The sequence below is a fragment of the Nitrobacter vulgaris genome, from assembly GCF_002028545.1.
In the GTDB taxonomy this organism is placed as follows: Bacteria; Pseudomonadota; Alphaproteobacteria; order Rhizobiales; family Xanthobacteraceae; genus Nitrobacter; species Nitrobacter vulgaris.
Window position 1 is genome coordinate 1 of record NZ_MWPQ01000054.1, and the last position, 17,036, is coordinate 17,036.

At 57.5% G+C, this 17,036-nt stretch carries 17 protein-coding genes; 8 read left to right on the plus strand and 9 right to left on the minus strand.

Annotated features, from left to right (window positions below):
• The first annotated feature begins 677 nt into the window (after positions 1-677).
• Complete coding sequence (tsaA, locus tag B2M20_RS15010; RefSeq protein WP_274533971.1) at positions 678-1,118, plus strand: tRNA (N6-threonylcarbamoyladenosine(37)-N6)-methyltransferase TrmO; 441 nt, start codon at positions 678-680, stop codon at positions 1,116-1,118.
• A 77-nt stretch (positions 1,119-1,195) separates the two neighbouring features.
• On the opposite strand, the gene B2M20_RS15015 is transcribed toward tsaA, so the two are convergent.
• Complete coding sequence (locus B2M20_RS15015) at positions 1,196-2,464, minus strand: P-loop NTPase family protein (protein ID WP_079447858.1); 1,269 nt, start codon at positions 2,462-2,464, stop codon at positions 1,196-1,198.
• Between the two features lie 396 nt (positions 2,465-2,860).
• Here B2M20_RS15015 and B2M20_RS19605 point away from each other — a divergent pair, with 396 nt between their 5' ends.
• The 3 genes from B2M20_RS19605 to B2M20_RS15030 all read left to right on the plus strand — a co-directional run bounded on the left by B2M20_RS19605 (position 2,861) and on the right by B2M20_RS15030 (position 5,089).
• Positions 2,861-3,058, plus strand: a complete 198-nt coding sequence (locus tag B2M20_RS19605; protein ID WP_158081545.1) for a hypothetical protein — start codon at positions 2,861-2,863, stop codon at positions 3,056-3,058.
• 438 nt (positions 3,059-3,496) lie between these two features.
• The gene (locus tag B2M20_RS15025; protein WP_079447859.1) at positions 3,497-3,769 is read left to right on the plus strand and encodes a hypothetical protein; all 273 of its coding nucleotides are present in this window, start codon (positions 3,497-3,499) and stop codon (positions 3,767-3,769) included.
• Positions 3,770-4,036: 267 nt separating this feature from the next.
• Positions 4,037-5,089 (plus strand): CobW family GTP-binding protein, encoded by a 1,053-nt coding sequence (locus tag B2M20_RS15030; protein ID WP_079447860.1) that lies wholly within the window; start codon positions 4,037-4,039, stop codon positions 5,087-5,089.
• A 935-nt stretch (positions 5,090-6,024) separates the two neighbouring features.
• Here the strand turns inward: B2M20_RS15030 and B2M20_RS15035 are convergent.
• Positions 6,025-6,186, minus strand: a complete 162-nt coding sequence (locus tag B2M20_RS15035; protein WP_244553541.1) for a hypothetical protein — start codon at positions 6,184-6,186, stop codon at positions 6,025-6,027.
• A 1,382-nt stretch (positions 6,187-7,568) separates the two neighbouring features.
• Complete coding sequence (locus B2M20_RS15040) at positions 7,569-8,249, minus strand: hypothetical protein (RefSeq protein ID WP_244553542.1); 681 nt, start codon at positions 8,247-8,249, stop codon at positions 7,569-7,571.
• A gap of 756 nt (positions 8,250-9,005) precedes the next feature.
• On the opposite strand from B2M20_RS15040, the gene B2M20_RS15045 reads away from it, so the two are divergent.
• Positions 9,006-9,413, plus strand: a complete 408-nt coding sequence (locus B2M20_RS15045) for a DUF59 domain-containing protein (RefSeq protein WP_079447863.1) — start codon at positions 9,006-9,008, stop codon at positions 9,411-9,413.
• A gap of 610 nt (positions 9,414-10,023) precedes the next feature.
• On the opposite strand, the gene B2M20_RS15050 is transcribed toward B2M20_RS15045, so the two are convergent.
• From B2M20_RS15050 to argH, 4 genes are all read right to left on the minus strand, one after another.
• Positions 10,024-10,578: a c-type cytochrome gene (locus tag B2M20_RS15050; RefSeq protein WP_079447864.1), complete on the minus strand. Its 555-nt coding sequence runs from the start codon at positions 10,576-10,578 to the stop codon at positions 10,024-10,026.
• 376 nt (positions 10,579-10,954) lie between these two features.
• A complete protein-coding gene (gene lysA, locus B2M20_RS15055) occupies positions 10,955-12,220 on the minus strand; it encodes a diaminopimelate decarboxylase (RefSeq protein ID WP_079447865.1) in 1,266 nt (421 codons plus the stop codon).
• 158 nt (positions 12,221-12,378) lie between these two features.
• On the minus strand, positions 12,379-12,660 hold the full coding sequence (gene lptM, locus B2M20_RS15060; RefSeq protein ID WP_374708889.1) for an LPS translocon maturation chaperone LptM: 282 nt from the start codon (positions 12,658-12,660) through the stop codon (positions 12,379-12,381).
• 92 nt (positions 12,661-12,752) lie between these two features.
• Positions 12,753-14,141, minus strand: a complete 1,389-nt coding sequence (gene argH / locus B2M20_RS15065; RefSeq protein ID WP_079447867.1) for an argininosuccinate lyase — start codon at positions 14,139-14,141, stop codon at positions 12,753-12,755.
• A 111-nt stretch (positions 14,142-14,252) separates the two neighbouring features.
• On the opposite strand from argH, the gene tlpA reads away from it, so the two are divergent.
• From tlpA to B2M20_RS15080, 3 genes are all read left to right on the plus strand, one after another.
• On the plus strand, positions 14,253-14,924 hold the full coding sequence (gene tlpA / locus B2M20_RS15070) for a thiol:disulfide interchange protein TlpA (RefSeq protein ID WP_244553543.1): 672 nt from the start codon (positions 14,253-14,255) through the stop codon (positions 14,922-14,924).
• Positions 14,925-15,014: 90 nt separating this feature from the next.
• Positions 15,015-15,374 (plus strand): DUF1428 domain-containing protein, encoded by a 360-nt coding sequence (locus B2M20_RS15075; protein ID WP_079447869.1) that lies wholly within the window; start codon positions 15,015-15,017, stop codon positions 15,372-15,374.
• A 26-nt stretch (positions 15,375-15,400) separates the two neighbouring features.
• Positions 15,401-15,799: a VOC family protein gene (locus B2M20_RS15080; RefSeq protein WP_079447974.1), complete on the plus strand. Its 399-nt coding sequence runs from the start codon at positions 15,401-15,403 to the stop codon at positions 15,797-15,799.
• On the opposite strand, the gene B2M20_RS15085 is transcribed toward B2M20_RS15080, so the two are convergent.
• Both B2M20_RS15085 and B2M20_RS15090 read right to left on the minus strand, forming a co-directional pair.
• Positions 15,796-15,987 carry a YjfB family protein gene (locus B2M20_RS15085; protein ID WP_079447870.1) on the minus strand — a complete coding sequence of 64 codons (192 nt, stop codon included), beginning with the start codon at positions 15,985-15,987 and terminating at the stop codon, positions 15,796-15,798. The genes B2M20_RS15080 and B2M20_RS15085 overlap by 4 nt on opposite strands.
• 155 nt (positions 15,988-16,142) lie before the next feature.
• Entirely contained in the window at positions 16,143-17,015 is an 873-nt protein-coding gene (locus B2M20_RS15090; RefSeq protein WP_079447871.1) for a 3-hydroxybutyryl-CoA dehydrogenase, read from the minus strand.
• Positions 17,016-17,036 lie beyond the last annotated feature (21 nt).

The following is a 17,036-nucleotide window of genomic DNA, read 5'->3' on the forward strand; positions in this document are numbered from 1 at the left end:
CGCCGCTCCGCCAAACGCTAATCCCAGAAACCGGCGGCCAAACCGGCGGCCAGACTGGCCCATCGACATCTTCATGCCGCTCGCGCTCCTTGTCATAAACCCGCACAAGCACCTGACGGCCTTTGATACGGGCCTAACAAGCGCGTTACGTACCGGCCGTTTTCTTAAAGGAGTATATTTTAAGATGCAAGCGCCGTTCATGCTGCTATGCGGCAACAACGAAAACGTTCCAATCGCGAGAACTAATTGCATCTTTGCGCTGTATCAAACGTCTCGCCGAGGTTTTTACGTCGATACGTCATCTCGATCGTACGATCAGCGACCGCAAATCTTCTTACTCTTTCTTGACCATGTGCTGAATTCTAATCATCGACGGCGCAAGCGGCGGCGGCGCTGAAACATTTACCGAAGTGCAAACGCGGCGCCTAGGCCCCTTGGAACTTGATCACAACTTGAACTTGATCAGAGCTTCATGTCTCGTTCGCAAGCTTTGACAAACTGAGGATGCGGATGCCGAATGACATCTCCTGTCCTGACTTCTCTCGTGTCTCTTGTCGTGACGCTCGATCTTGGAGCAATGTAAAATGCTCAGCAGACCACGGACCGCAAATGCCTCTCGCCGGACAACCGCTTTGGATCACTCAATTCCACACTGGTAGCCACCCATGACGATTTGTATGCGATCCATCGCTACCGTGCGCAGCCGATTCACAAACGAGATGCGAATATCACGCCGCGACATCGTCGCGGAAATCGTCGTGCGTGAGGATCTTGCGGAGGCGCTGACTGGCATTGAGGAATGGTCGCATCTGATCATCCTGTTTTGGATGGATCAGCTCGTCGGCAAGCCTGTCCCATTAACCACGCACCCTCGGCATCGCACCGACCTGCCGGAAGTGGGTGTATTCTGCGCCCGCGGCCCGGAACGGCCCAATCCGATTGGACTGGCCGTTGTCGAGTTGCTGAAGCGCCACGAAAATATTCTGACCGTCAAGGCTCTGGACGCCTACGACGGCACTCCCGTGCTCGATATCAAACCCTATGATGCATTTGACGCCATCACCGAACTTCGAGCGCCGCAATGGTGGATGACCGCAACGGGCCGGTTAACGCCGTGAGCGACATCGACTTTTCATGAGAACATCGCTCGGCACTCACCCGACGAATGTACTCTATGGCTCTATGGCATGCGCGATCAACGCGACCGCGGGCCCGTCGGAGCCGACTGGCGCCATTGTCGCGACAAGCTAATGAGTCGTTCCCGGGAAATCGTCCCGCCGTGATAGACCGCGCGCGACACAGCGTTCGCGCCGAGCACGGCATCACCAAATTCGTGCCTTCGCAAGAAGGGATGATGCGGCAGATAGATTTGCACCATCGCTCTGTATTTTCCCATGTCAGACGCCGAGAGCCTGACACGGCCGGCACCCTCGAGCGGCTTCGACTCGATATGTTGTGCAAGGAGCGCCAGTTGCTCCTCTACATCATAAACCGCGTTCGGCAACGAGGACTCGCATTGATCTCTCATCCGATCCCGCAACTTGTCCTGTTCGCGACACAGTATCTCGTACAGGACCGCCTCGACTACTCCCCATGCCTCGCGGCCACGGTTTGCTTTAAGGTTTCTGGCGACGGTTGTGAAATCGTCGATCACAGCCAGGATCGACCCTACCGCCGCAAGCAATGGCGCGTAGCCCGCGAATACCTTTCCTCTTCCGTCGTGCCACAGTTCGCCTGCCGACAAGCCAAGCGCAGCTTCGATCGCATCAAAGAAAGTCGTTATGAAATCCTCGGCGAGGTCCGGGTGCTCCAGATAGTGTGAGCCTGGCCTGGCGGCCGCCTTGGCATAAGCGTGGATAAGTTGCCGGGCACCCTCTTTGTCGTAGAACTCGACGTTCGCCGTGACGTGCTTAACTCCAGGCGCGGTGCGTTCAAATTGCTGTCGCGCCAGTTCAATCGACTCGAACCTTCCCAACAGGACCAGTTTGGGCCTTGATGTAACACGCCGGTCCCTCTGCAATAATTCGACACTTGATCCGAGAAACTGCTCGATCCCGGTCTCGTTCGACAGCAATCTCCCTTCGTCAAGAGCGTCGACAATGACGGGAATCCGCCCCTCGTGAAACGCCGCTATCGGTTCGCTCTTATCGGCGGCCTCCAGATCGGCCAACAGGGCATGGAGCGATCCGGCGGAAACGGGCACCTTTGCCAGATCGAGGATCGGGATCTCGAGCTGCGCTGACAATTGTCTTGCCAGGGTACTCTTGCCGGTCGCTGCAGACGCCTCGATCAAAATGATCTCCTTCTCCAGAACCGCCCGATCGCCCTCCTCCGTTTCGAATCTCGGTGGCACGAACGGGGTCGGCGGCTCCGCGATGAAGAGAGATCCAGTCTGGTCAAGCTTCGGAAAATGGACGGGCCGGTTCAATGCATCAACGAGTACGCTCAGCGCGGTATCCGGCATCAGATGACCTCTTGGGGTGAAGGTGGCACGTTTACAATCGCAAACCTTCGGGTTCAATGAATAATCCGCTGCCGAAGGCCAACCCTTGCCGCGCAACACGCTCGACCTGGTTAGTGGAATGCGCCTCCTCCCAAGTCGAGGGCTTGACGCGATAGACGGACGCAATTCGCTCAGGCATCACCAAAACGATCACTCATAGCGAATGAGGCGGCCAGGCGTCCGTTGTTGCTCCGCAATATAATTGTATATCCGTTGCTGCCTCATTCCGGAATAATTGACGGTAATGGTGAAGAACGGGAACGAGCATAACCGGCGTAAAACGAACCCGACGGGATTGTACGCCGGCGCGAATCCATGTCATACTAGGCTATGCTTAAAGGTTGGAAGATCAGCACCGTGAGGCCGGGCAGAGGCGCCAGCGGGGCGTTACGCCGGGAATTCATCCTTGTCGCCATCGCCGACCAGGACGCGGCTGTTCGCGCGGTCAAGGAGACCCTCCCTGACGCGGAAATCAAGGTCGATTCAGAAGCCACTCCAGAGCTTCTTGCCGAATATCAGGTCATCGACGGCGAAATGGTTGTACTCGCCGATTGAATTGATCCGGGAAGGTGCATGCTCGCATCCCTTTTGTAAGCGGCGAATTGCAGAAGCCTGAAAATGCGGCGCGAGGATAGTTCCGCGATCATAAGGTTGTAGCTGACAACCGATTTGGCGCTTTTGGATGGATCAGCCATAAGCGAGCCGAGGTTTATGTTCGGCGTTTACGATATTTGTCGTTTTGGTTGCGAGACGGGCCCGAATGAGGTTCCGTAAAGCGCCGGGATCTCCAAATTCTTCACGGCAGCTGAGAAAAAATAGTTTCCCACGTCGATCGACGGCGCGCGGCGGGAGCGACGCGCCCGGCCAGAGCCGGCGCTATTTCAAGACACATCCGGATCAGGTGTCGATCGCCCTCATGGACAAGCCGTACTCGCCTGTGATTAAGGCTGATGTCGGAGCCCCAGAAACACCTGTCTTAGGAGAAAATAGCCGATGCGATACCGCACCAACCAGGGACTGCTGATAGAGGCCGAAACGTCGGCCGGTGCAATCCGCCGCCTGCGAGAGTCGAGCTGGAACGAACAGAACCTCAGCGATGAGGCGTACATGGAAGCGGTTGCGGATCGCATGTTCCAGGAGGGTATCCACGTTTCAACGCTCAGCCCGGACATGTTCATTGCCGGGTTATTGAGGGGCGGACTACTCACGCGCGAACCGGATGATACGCAGCCGGATGCGGCGAACCAGGAGGCCGATCGCAAGTAGAGCCAGAATCGGCTGGCTCGCAGGAAAACTGCTACGCTCTGACGGATATCCGTCGAGCCTCTGCTGCTTGCTATTACAGAGACCCAACTTAAGCGCAGCACCAAGCCTAACTTCAGCGGAGCGCGAGATCCGACAGCCCGCGCAAAATCAACATCGGCGCTCAAAGCAAGCGATGGCCGCCAAAACCAACGCCGAGGAAACAATCCCTCGTGATGATTGATGCAAAGAGGCTGGGTGCCTATATAGGCGAACCAGCGGAGGAACAAAATGACTGACAAAATCCCGGTCACCGTGCTGACCGGCTATCTCGGCGCCGGTAAAACCACACTGCTCAACCGTATCCTTTCGGAAGAGCACGGAAGAAAATACGCCGTTATCGTCAACGAATTCGGGGAAATCGGCATCGATAACGACCTCGTCGTCGGCGCAGACGAGGAAGTGTTTGAGATGAACAACGGTTGCATCTGCTGCACCGTGCGCGGAGATCTCATGCGCATCCTGGCCGACCTGATGAAGCGGAATGGCAAATTCGACGCCATCATCGTCGAGACCACGGGCCTCGCCGATCCGGCGCCGGTGGCACAGACCTTTTTCGTCGATGAGAATGTCGGGAAGAAGACCAAGCTCGACGCGGTCGTGACCGTCACCGATGCCAAGTGGCTCAATGACCGGCTCAAGGACGCTCCGGAAGCCAAGAACCAGATTGCCTTCGCCGACGTGATCCTGATTAACAAGACAGATCTCGTCTCGCCCGACGAGCTCAGCGAAATCGAAGCGCGCATCCGCGGCATCAATCCTTACGCGAAGTTGCACAGGACACAGCGAGCGCAGATCCCGCTCAACGAGATTCTAGAACGCAACGCCTTCGATCTCGACCGCATTCTTGATATCGAACCGACCTTCCTCGAAGGCAAGGACCATGATCACGATCATGACCATCATCATCATGACCATGACCATGATCACGACCATCATCATGACCATGGCCACGACCATCATGGCGGGCTCAAGCACTACCACGACGAGGAAATGCAATCGATTTCGCTCAAAACCGACAAGCCGCTCGACGCAGACAAGTTTTTTCCGTGGGTCGAGGATCTGGTGCAGAAGGAAGGCCCGAACATCTTGCGCAGCAAAGGCATTCTTTCCTTCAAGGATGAGGATCGTCGTTTTGTGTTCCAAGGCGTGCATATGATTCTCGACGGCGACCATCAACGGCCCTGGAAGGAGGACGAAAAGCGTCAAAGCCGGATCGTTTTCATCGGCCGCAATTTGCCCGAACAGATGATCACCGAAGGATTCGAGAGCTGCGTCGCTTAAGCGAGGCCCGACCGCGTGCTGTCACGATGAGAGGGTGCGCGCGCACGGGTCGCACGTTGCGATGATTCTGGATCGATCGACCCAAGAAACGCGATCGATCCCATTACTCTAGACCGGGATGCGGACGGTTAAACAGTAAAACACGTCCCCTCATCCCGGCCCAGTTGCGGGCGTACGATTGTTGACGTCCTGTCATTGTTGACGTCCTGTCTTAGCCGTGCCGTCGATGCCTGGCGCTTGGACGACTTGCCGTTTTCTCAACGCGGATGCCGCAAGCGGCCGGAGTCGGAATACGCACCGGACGCAGTGGATCGATACCGGGAAGAGCGGCCGCAATTGACATCGAGCGAAGTCCTTCCAAGCCGAGAACCTGGCACCTCGCGAACAAGTTTGATGGCGCCGGCAAGGATTGAAAATTCCGAGGAGCCAATCACTGCGAATCCTCACTTGTTTTTCGTCGGCTGGTAAAGATGCCCTGCGCGAAAGGCTGTCCGAGCGCCAGTGAAACGGGCCTGCAGGACGATGCTCAAGTAGAGGATGTTGAATCAGGCTCTCCTGCGTGCGTTGCAAATCGCGACAGCAGTCCACAGGGCTTGTGAGGATGTTGGTCCCGGGCGAGGGCAGCCCTGGCTTCAGCAGATCGCAAAAGCCGAAACGGGCAATGAGCCAAGTATCCGCAAGGCCGCGCTTGTTACGGAGTCGATCGCGGGTTGCGTACGATTGCACGCGATGCAGCCGCGCGCGCCATGCAGCGCAAGCGTCAAGACTCAATCAGGACGCTGAACTACGCGAACCCTATTGATGTCTATTCACCCTTCGAAAACACTGAAGCCGAGCTTCAGCGCCGATGACCGGGCGAATAAACAATCTTCTGAGGGCTTGCGATTAGAGCGGCGCCAGAGACGAGGGCGGTTGCAGCCCACCAGCTATGGCGCTTATGGTTCCTCGGAGGGCCTGGAAAAAATGATAAGCAAAAATCCGACGACAGCCATCGCCGCGCCGTAATAGACCCATTCGGTATGCCTGACTATGATGCCATCGGCAGGATAGCCGTAAAAGCGGAAGCCCTGCCCCATAAAGCCCAGTCCGGCGATCAAGGTGATAACTCCGACGATTCTGAATAGAGCGTGCATTCTAAGGCGTTATCCCGGATTATTGAATGAGACCAAAAGCGAGTATGCCATACTATGCGGCCTCGGCCTTCGCTTCAACTCCATTTACGATCGGGATTTCTTCCTCCCCAACACGGTAAGTCCGCATTGAGGAGAGGTCATCTTGGTGAGTTATTCAATCAGCGAGAAAAATTGGCATTCATGTGCGCTCTGGATGCGGAGCCTGAAGAGGTTGTCTCGGTTTGAGCGAGACCACTGATGGGTTGCTTTGAGTACTGTGGGGTCGGTGCCGGTTGTAGATATGTGTCCACATCGGCAGGTTCTGAGGTCCTCGATCCGAGGTTGGTATGCCCGAGCGTAGGCCATTCCCTGAGAGCGGCCTGGATGAAGCGCTTGGTTCTGGCGTGTACTCATTTATTGTTGCTCGAGTCCATGTTTGCGACAAAGCCGCCCGCTTATCCCGACGCAGGAGGAGCTGATTGTTGGCGACGTGCAGCAAGGCCCGTCCCATGGGGCTCTTCGTGACTGATAACGCTCAAATTGATTGCGTCGTCAGAACGATGTCACCAAGGGCGCGGCGCGAGAATCGTGAACTTGACATTGGGGGAGCTTAGCGAGCACCGCATTGCCTGTGCTAGGCGCTGTGCCATGGCCCGTTTTCGTCAAAACCGCATCATCGCGCTCCAATCATCGCACCTCGGACGTCTCACTGGTCGTGTTGTCGCTTCGCGCTTTTGACCCGATGCGTTATCGCAACAGATGTCGGTGCGAGCATGTTGTTCTGGTTACCGCCTGAAAGGGTCAGAACCTCGTGCGATTGGGAAGAATTAGAAGGCGATCAAAGCCGCTCGACTCCCGCGTTCATATCCGAGAGATTTTGAGCCGACGTTTCCTACGTTGCGCTCGCATGAACTTATCGGTCGGGATGAACTCGCGCCCTACGCGTTGTATCGTGTGTTCGGCTGTCGCGACCCATCGCCGCATCAGAACGCGGCTCTCGCCGCAACGACGGCCACGTGCTTTTCGAATCGCCTAACGGCTTTGCCGAATTGAAAGCTAAGTTAAAGCTCACCCGTGGTCAGCGCGAACCAACCATTCGTGAGTCTGGCGGTCTTGATGGCGAGCTCGGTCAGCGAAGACTTGCAGTCACCATCAACCACGAGGGCAGAACGTGATACGCATCGCCCTATCGACAGGGTCCCATCAACCTATCTTCTGTTTTTTCTTCTGTTTTTGCTCGTTCGGTCGCATGCGCAACCATCTGGCGCCACGCTCTCACCAAAAAAATTAGCGCCCGCTTTTTCGCGGGCGCTAATTGATTTCACTAAGGCGTTCAGCCCTGTCAACTAAACAGCAGTCGAGGGCAACTAGACAGACGAGCCAGCCCTGATCTTTTTCTCCGGCTTCTGAGAAGCAGCCGTCGATGTAACTGTGGGCACGCCGTTCTCGAAGCTTACCTCAGCACCCATGCCTGCCGCCATTTCACCTTCAAGAATCGAAGGCTGCTTCGGCGCGGTGAGACGCTGGAACGACTCTGTCAAAGCGCTCGAAAGGTCAATGGCCCTGCCACGGACTGAATCCCACAACATTACCATGCCCTGGTTGGGCACAAACATTCCTTGCCTGGCAGAGCGGTTCAAGGCCAGACGCGCATCGCGCGCACGCCGACGTCCGGTATGCTCGTGATCGTGTTCGTCCGGCTGCGCATTGACAGGCAGCTGCAATACCGTAGCGGTTTGCCCCGCCACAAGCTGAGCAACCTTCAAAACCTGTCCATTCGGAAATTCCAGTGCGTCGTGCTGGACGTACGGATTATCCGTATCGACTTTACGGAAGCTCGCGACCTTGTGATCAACACGAGCTTTGCCGGAAAACTTTATCCCAAGAAAGCTCCGGGGTTGCTCATACTGAACATTCTCATCAAATGCGAGTTCCGTTCCAGGTAGCAAGCAGACCGCCAGCTCAGGCGGGCTGTCATGAATTACAAGCTTGGGACCGAGCTCGCCCACGGCGGCAAAGCCGCGCACGTTCGATTTTGCGAGCTCCATAGTGACCAGCTTATCGGCGACCTTGGCAGGCCGCGAAGAGACGTGATGCAGACTGTAGTCGCACATGAAGGGCTCCTCTGGTTGGGACTACGCATTACCGCACATCAATACAATACCAACGATGTGAACTCGTTCCGCCAATCTTCCTACCTTGGCGGCTGCGCATTAAGTCCAACTAATCCAACCATGCTAAATTGGTACGGTCCAAAACTTACCATGGTAACAACGTTCGCGTCAACTCAATTTCCCCAGCCCACTTCGTCCATTCGAAGCACAATTCTGCTTTAAAATCAGCGGGTGCGGCCCACGCGCTCGACCAAATCCCCTACTGTAGCCCACAGGCAAAAGCCGGGACATGGCTAGAATTGCTCCAGAATTTCGTTCCACTAAATTCTTCTCGGCGATCGCGCCGGGGGAACTCCATCCCCTTTGAGTCGAGATGCGGCGAGTTCCTTGGCCGAACACATTCTTGCGATCACCCAGGACCACGTGCGATCTCGTCTTATAAAGGGTTGGTCGCGACTTGGCGGCACGAATTTCGAGATGCAGCAAGGCCAACGTTGCTTGCTGCTTGGATAAGGCGGGCAACTGCGCTATGTAGGTTAAACACGCTGGCCTAGGGACTCCCAGTCGGCGAGCCGCTCCAAGAGACGTGCGGCGGAAGACCTATCCGAATTCGAACCTAGCGAGCCGAACTGGGTGGACCTGGGTCAAAGCTTGGCGCGAGCTTTTCGCCACAGCGCAGGAGTTTTTGACATGATGGACGAGGCGAATGTGGCTGGAACCGAAAGCGCCTGCCTAGTCGAGGCTCGCGCGAGTGACGCGACGGATCACTCCTCAAACACTCCGCCTGACGAAATGGCACGGATGGGCGAAGAAATCATCGCCGCGCTCAAGACAGTCTACGATCCGGAAATTCCGGCTGATCTCTACGAGCTTGGTCTGATCTATAAAATCGCAATAGACGACGATCGCGTGGTCAGTATCGAGATGACACTGACCTCCCCAAATTGTCCGTCCGCAGCGGAAATACCTGGCCAGATAAAGAACGCGGTGAAAGGGGTTTCGGGCGTGCACGATGCCATGGTCAACATCGTCTGGGAACCGACGTGGGATGCTAGCCGCATGTCAGACGAGGCGCGCACCGTCCTCAACATGTGGTGATGGCCCGCGCTGGCTCGGGATTGATTCGTGAACACACCGCCGGCAACGATCCGGCGATCGATGTTCGCCAGAGGTTCATTTCTCCCTCAGCATGCAGTGTGATGGCTCGGCCTCGCTAACCTGCAGAGCAGCCCGAAACCTTTAGAAAAGGGAGCTTATCAGCCGCCCGGCAGCGGCCGGATCGACGCAAAATCGGATCTTTAAGACCGAAAAGGGAAGCTTGCATCGCGGCCAGCCCCTGCAATCGCAGCTAGTGGCCCATCGCTTGGCTGTCAGTGATTTACGGATAGACCATGGCGATAGAGATAGACCACGGCGAGAGAGAGAGAGAGAGAGAGAGTGGCAGACGTTAGCGTCAATTCGTAACGGCGTATCCGCTTCCGCTAGCCGCCTACCCTCGCTGCGCGAGGTTCTCGAGAAAATCAAAGCTGCGGCAATGATCCGCCCCAACTTTTCTCTTTGGCAAAGAGCAACGCCCGCCAGCAGCAGCCGGCGGGCGTTGTGTTTGACTCACCCTGGCGGTAATCGCGAGCGGAATGCTCGCGAGCGAGCGCCATCGAGTTCGGATCATGCAAGCCTTTTAAGTCCCAAGGCTTGCATGTAAGACGGCCTACTTCGGTAGCGCCGCCGGACTCTTGGAAAGGGTATTGAGATAGGCAACCAAGTCAGCGCGCTTGGTCTCACTCTTCAACCCAGGGAAGCCCATGGACGTGCCCTTGGCGTAGGCCTTCGGGTCATCCAGCCACTTGTTGAGTTCGGCAAAGGTCCACTTGCCGCCAGCCTTGCTCTTCAAGGCGGCTGAGTAGTTGAAGCCCTCCTCCGAAGCGATGGGCCGATTGACAACGCCGTAAAGGCCCGGACCAACCTTCTTGCCCTGGCCTTCTTCAATGGTGTGGCAACTCTGGCACTGCTTGACGAGCCCGGCACCGCGCTCGGCAGAGGCACTGGCTAGCGCCTTGTTGAACGACTCCGCGTCACCGGCGCTCGACGCGGCTGCGGCTTCCTTGGTCTCGGCCTTATGGCTGGCTTCAGCGTGCGACGACTCTGGCGCGCTGAACGATTCGTCGATGATGCGTACCGTTTGCACAAACAACAATGTTCCCAGCAGCGCGCCGAGAATCGCGTTGGACCGGTTCGAATGCACTGTATCACTACCAGAGCTCATTACTACAATACTCCCAGCGGTATGAAGGAGCCAAAGAAACCCGGGATGTCCCGGACGAACTGAAAAGATCGATGGCTGCGGCACCCCCGGCACACCAATCTCGAACAGCCCCACTCTAGCCCGTTTCGCGTGCCTAAAGGGAGCGGCGGGCACACCCATACCAAATAGATGTATATCGTGCAACGGACTCGGCCCGGCGTTGAAGGCCGGCGGATCTTGCCCTGCGAGCGCGGCTTTTGACTCGCGCTCTTGGGCCTTTACTCTTGCATTATCCTCAGCTTGCCCTCATTCGCATGCAGTCGCGAAGCGCCCTCATGTTGCAGCGCAACTGCACGATCGATAGTGACACCATTGGAATTGAGCGAGGCGGCGGCGATCACAGCCAGGGTGCAAGTTTGTCCATTGCAATGAGTTGCTCGACTTCGATGCGCGGGCGGACCACCGCATACTGGTCTTCTTTGACCAACACCTCGGGGATCAGCGCGCGGGTGTTATAGGTTCCTGACTGCACTGCTCCGTAAGCACCGGCGGTCATGATCGCGAGAAGGTCGCCGGCTTGCGGCTCCGGCAGATTGCGCTCGATCGCCAAATAATCCCCGGTCTCACAAACCGGACCGACCACATCGGCAACCATCACCGTGGCATCCTTGGATGCGGCGCGCACCGGCATGATCTGATGATAGGCCTCGTATAGCGTGGGGCGAATGAGATCGTTCATGGCCGCATCGATGATGACGAAATTCCGGGCATTGCCATGCTTCACGTAGATGACGCGCGTCACCAGTATGCCTGCATTGCCGACAATCATGCGGCCCGGCTCGAACATCAGCGTGCAGTCAAGATTGTGGGTCACGCGCTTGACCATGTCGGCATAGGCAAGCGGTTCTGGCGGCGCCGATCGATCCTCGTAATAGGGAATGCCGAGGCCGCCGCCAAAATCGACATGCGAGATGACATGACCATCGGCGCGCAGCGTGGAGACAAAATCCGCCAGCAAACGGAAGGCTGTTTCCATCGGACCGAGATCGGTGATCTGGCTGCCGATATGCATGTCGACGCCGGTGACCTTTATACCAGGCAGCTTCGCCGCTCTGGCATAGACTGCACGCGCCTGGGTGATCGGAATGCCGAACTTGTTCTCCAGTCTGCCCGTTGAAATCTTGGCATGAGTGCCGGAATCAACGTCAGGATTGACACGGACCGAGACGCGCGCGGTGCGACCCGTTTCAATCGCAAGCCGGGACAGCAGGTCGAGTTCTGGTTCCGATTCAACATTGATGCAAAGAACGTCCGCTGCCAACGCCGCGCGTAGTTCGGATTCGGTCTTGCCGACGCCCGAGAAGAGAATCTTGCTCGCCGGAATGTCCGCAGCGAGCGCGCGCTTAAGTTCGCCGCCGGAGACGACATCGGCTCCCGCTCCGAGCTTTGCCATGGTTCGCAGCACCGACTGATTGGAATTTGCCTTCACGGCGTAGCAGACCAAATGGTCGGTCCCTGCGAAAGCCTCGGCAAATACGCGGTAGTGCCGTTCCAGCGTAGCCGTCGAATAACAATAGAACGGCGTGCCGACGACCTCGGCGAGCATTGAAAGATCGACGCCCTCGGCGTGGAGCACGCCGTCGCGATAATCGAAGTGGTGCATAAAACTAGTTTCCCGAATCCGACGTTCGCTTCACCAATGTCGCACCTTCTCTAGGGAACTTCGGATTCAGAAGGACACCGGTTGCGCTTCTGTTGTGATCTCGGCTCATAGGAGTGCAGAGATCATGAGGCAAACGTCTGAACCGCCACGGCCGCATCTCAACGGCTGTCGAGCAGCGGGTCGAGGATGAAGGATTTCTTGGTGCCCTTGGACGCAGCCGGATCACTGTTCATCCCGTAAGACGGATCGAACAAGTTGCCATGGGTTGTATTAACGCGCTCATGGTCCGCCGCCGCCGGGGCGGCGGCTGGCGGCTGTTCCGACGCGGTCGAGGGAGGATCGAGCTCGCCCTTTCGCCCGCAACCGGCGAGCGCCAGCGCAGCTGCTGTCAGAAAAAATAGTGCCCATCTCGCTGAGACGGATCTCGAAGTGCTGTTCACGGCGATTTCCCCAATCAGGGGCACCATACAAAGAATGCCCTGTTCTGGCGAGACCGGAAGACAGGGAAATTCAAGCGAAAAAAGGACGGATTCTATTTTCGCTCTTTCAGCCGCTTGAGCCAGGCCTCGGCTTGCGCGTGAACATTTTTCGGCGCGGTCCCGCCGTAGCTCGTCCGGCTTTTCACCGATGCCTCCACGGATAGCACCATAAGGGCGTCGTGGGTGATGCGCGGCTCCACCTCCTGCATCGCAGACAGCGGCAGCTCATGCAGGGCGACGCCCTGCTTCGATGCAGCGGCAACGATACGCCCGGTGACGTGATGCGCATCACGGAACGGCATCTTCAGCGTCCGGACCAGCCAGTCTGCGAGATCAGTCGCGGTCGCATAGCCGTCGCCGGCCGCGGCCTTCATCCGCGTCTCGTCAGGCACGAGGTCGGCGACCATGCCGGTCATGGCGCGGATCGCCAGCGACAGCGCGCTGAACGCCTCCATCGCACCCTGCTTGTCTTCCTGCATGTCCTTTTGATAGGCCAGCGGCAATCCCTTCATCACGACCAGCAGCCCCGTGAGCGCTCCGACGACGCGACCGGTTTTGGCGCGCACCAATTCGGCAGCGTCCGGATTGCGCTTTTGCGGCATGATCGACGAACCCGTGGTGAACTTGTCGGAAAGTCGTACAAGGCCCACCAGCGGCGACGTCCAGATCACCATCTCCTCCGCGAAACGCGACAAGTGTGTCGATGCGATCGCCGCGGCCGATAGTGTCTCCAGAACGAAATCGCGGTCAGAAACCGCGTCAAGCGAATTCGCCATCGGGCGATCGAACCCAAGTCCCTTCGCGGTGGCATGGCGATCGATCGGAAAGGATGTACCCGCCAGCGCGGCCGCTCCAAGCGGGCTCTCGTTCAAACGCTTGCGCGCATCGGCGAAGCGCCCGCGATCACGGGCTGCCATTTCGACATAGGCCAACAGATGATGACCGAAGGTCACCGGCTGAGCAGTTTGCAAGTGCGTAAAACCTGGCATCACCGTCCCTGCAAACTCCAGAGCGCGCGTCGCCAGAACCTGCTGAAAGGCATCGAGCGCAGCATCGGTCTCGTCGATGACGTCACGGACATAGAGGCGGAAATCGGTCGCAACCTGATCGTTACGAGAGCGCGCGGTATGCAATCGTCCCGCCGCAGCCCCGATCAGTTCCCCGAGTCGGCCCTCCACGTTCATGTGAATGTCTTCGAGCGCTCGCTTGAAGTCGAAGGAATCGTTGCGGATCTCTGACAAAATCGTGTCTAGACCCTTGCCTATTTTTTTCGCATCATCCGCCGCGATGATGCCTTGAGCGGCAAGCATCTCAGCATGGACCTTTGACGCGGCGATATCCTGGGCGTAGAGGTGGCGATCCACGTCGATTGAGACATTGATCTCCTCCATGATCGCATCGGGTCCTTCGCCGAACCGGCCGCCCCACATCTTGTTGCTCATGCCGCGCGCTCATTTTCATCATGCTTGCCGGACGATTGATCCCGTCCGGTTGGTGTAGCCGTCTGAAGCCGACGCCTGCATACCCGTATCTTATACAGGATGACAAACGATATGACCGATACCCCCACGCCACCTCACCGCGCCGAAAGCAAGCTTCCCATAGGCCCGTTGGTCGCAGTCGCTATCGTCGTAGGGGTTACGGCCACTCTTTTAGGTGTCGGGCACCTCAGGCATGCGAAGTCCGCCGCTCACGCCTTCGTACCCTGCGGTACGGCGGTGGAACTGTCCAAAAAGCTCGCCCCGCAGGCCATAGGCGAAGTAGCTTCGCTGACCATGGCATCGAAACCACGTCAGATGCCGGACCTGGCCTTTATGGACGGCGACGGCCAACCCAGGAAGCTTTCGGACTGGCAAGGGAAGACCGTTCTCGTGAACCTATGGGCGACCTGGTGTGTGCCCTGCAGGACGGAAATGCCGGCCCTGGACCGACTTCAGGGCAAGCTTGGCAGCGATAAATTCGCCGTGGTCGCCATCAATATCGACACCCGCGACTCCGACAAACCGAAGGCTTTTTTGAAAGAAGCCAACCTGACTCATCTCGGCAATTTTCATGACGACAAAGCGTCCGTTTTTCAGGCGCTCAAGAGCGTTGGCATGGCGGTCGGAATGCCTACCTCGGTGCTGATCGACGGCCACGGTTGCGAAATCGGCAACATGGCCGGACCGGCTGAATGGGACAGCCCCGACGCGATCAAACTGATTGAGGCATCGTTGGCGCCATGACCCCGGTTCACTACTGACCGGTCAAGCATCACAACGAACGGACGGGTCCCCGCACCTGCGGCTCCCCTGAGCGCACCCGAAAGGAATTCCATGCAGTATGTCGATGGATTCATCGTTCCGGTGCCGAAGAAGCGTCTCAATGCCTACCGTACCATGGCACGCAAGGCCGCCAAGGTCTGGCGCGAGCACGGCGCGCTGGACTATCGCGAATGCGTGGCGGAGGACGTCAAGGTCGGCAAGTGGACGTCGTTTCCGCGCAGCGTGAAGCTGAAGCCGGGCGAAACTGTGGTGTTTGCCTGGATTACCTACAAGTCGCGCAAGCATCGCGACAGGGTCAACACCAAGGTGATGAAGGACCCGCGCCTCGCCGACATGATGGATCCGAAGGCGATGCCGTTCGATGCCAAACGTATGATCTATGGCGGCTTCGAGGTGTTCGTCAGCGCGTGATCGACACAGATACAAAGGAAGATCCAATGACGGGACATGGTCACTTTCACTGGACTGAATTCGTCACCCGCGACCCGGAAAGATTCAAGACATTCTACGCCCGAACGGTCGGATGGACCTATGAGGCGCAGACCCAACCGGATGGCGAATGCTACTGGGTGGCGCTAGCGAATGGCGAGCCGGTCGGCGGCATCTTCCCTACCAACCGTCCCGGCCTGGAGGGCATTCCCGATGGCTGGATGCCGTATCTCGCCGTCGATGACATCGATGCGCGCGTCGCGAAGGCGGTGGCCGCCGGCGCGCAATTGATGAAGCCGATTTTCGATATTCCAAATGTTGGCCGGCTGGCGATCCTGATGCAGCCGGGGGGCGTCGGTGTCGGCTGGATTACGCCGACACAGGACCAAAGCCCGAAATCGACCTAAACTGAAACGTCGAGATGACCGCCGATGCCCGGCGCGTTGTTCGTTGCCGGGCTGGTCTGCGATGGGACGAGCAACTGAAGCACCTGCGCCTGGGCGTCGAGGCTCATCTTCATGACCCGGTTCGCGACCTGCGATTGCGTATTGGCCGCCATCATGCCGGCCGCTGCCGCAACTAAACCTACATACATGTGGACAGCTCCACGTCCGTTCTAGAGGCGTTTTCGAGCGGGATACCGGTTCGCGTGAAGAAAACGCATCAAATCAAAACATAGAATCTTTCACCGTTTCCGTGAAAGGGTGAAAGACTCTAGCGAACTGTGGTTAACAAATCCTGGCGGAACGATTAGCGCGTGGGAACCGGCTTTTCACCGCGATAGTCGTAGAAGCCGCGCTGGCTCTTGCGCCCGAGCCATCCGGCCTCGACGTATTTCACCAGCAACGGACAGGGCCGATACTTGGAGTCGGCGAGTCCTTCGTGCAGCACCTGCATGATAGACAGGCAGGTGTCGAGCCCAATGAAGTCGGCGAGTTCAAGCGGACCCATCGGGTGATGCGCGCCGAGCCGCATGGCGGCATCGATCGCCTCGACGTTACCCACGCCTTCATACAGGGTGTAGATGGCCTCGTTGATCATCGGCAGCAGAATGCGGTTAACAATGAAAGCCGGAAAGTCCTCCGACACGGCAATCTGCTTGCCGAGCTTAATGACGAATTCCTTGGCCGTATCGAATGTCGCATCGCCGGTCGCGATGCCCCGGATGAGTTCGACCAACTCCATCAGCGGCACCGGATTCATGAAATGAATGCCGATGAACTTTTCCGGCCGATCGGTCGACGCGGCCAGCCGCGTAATCGAGATCGATGACGTGTTGGAGGCGACGATGGCCTCGGGCTTGAGCACCGTGCACAGATTATGAAAAATCTTCCGCTTCACTTCCTCCTTCTCGACGGCGGTTTCGATCACCAGATCGCAATCAGCCAACCCGTCGAAAGTTTGGGTTTGCGAAATCCGCGAAAGCGCTTTTTCGCGATCGTCGTCGGTAATGATCTTCTTCAAGACCTGGCGGGACAGGTTCGCGTTGATCGTCGCCATGGCCGAGTTGAGCTGATCGGCGGAAACATCGTTGAGCACGACGTCGAACCCCGAAAGAGCGGTCACATGCGCAATGCCGTTGCCCATCTGGCCCGAACCGATCACGCCGACTTTTCTAATCATTGCCGCATCTCGTCATCTCAC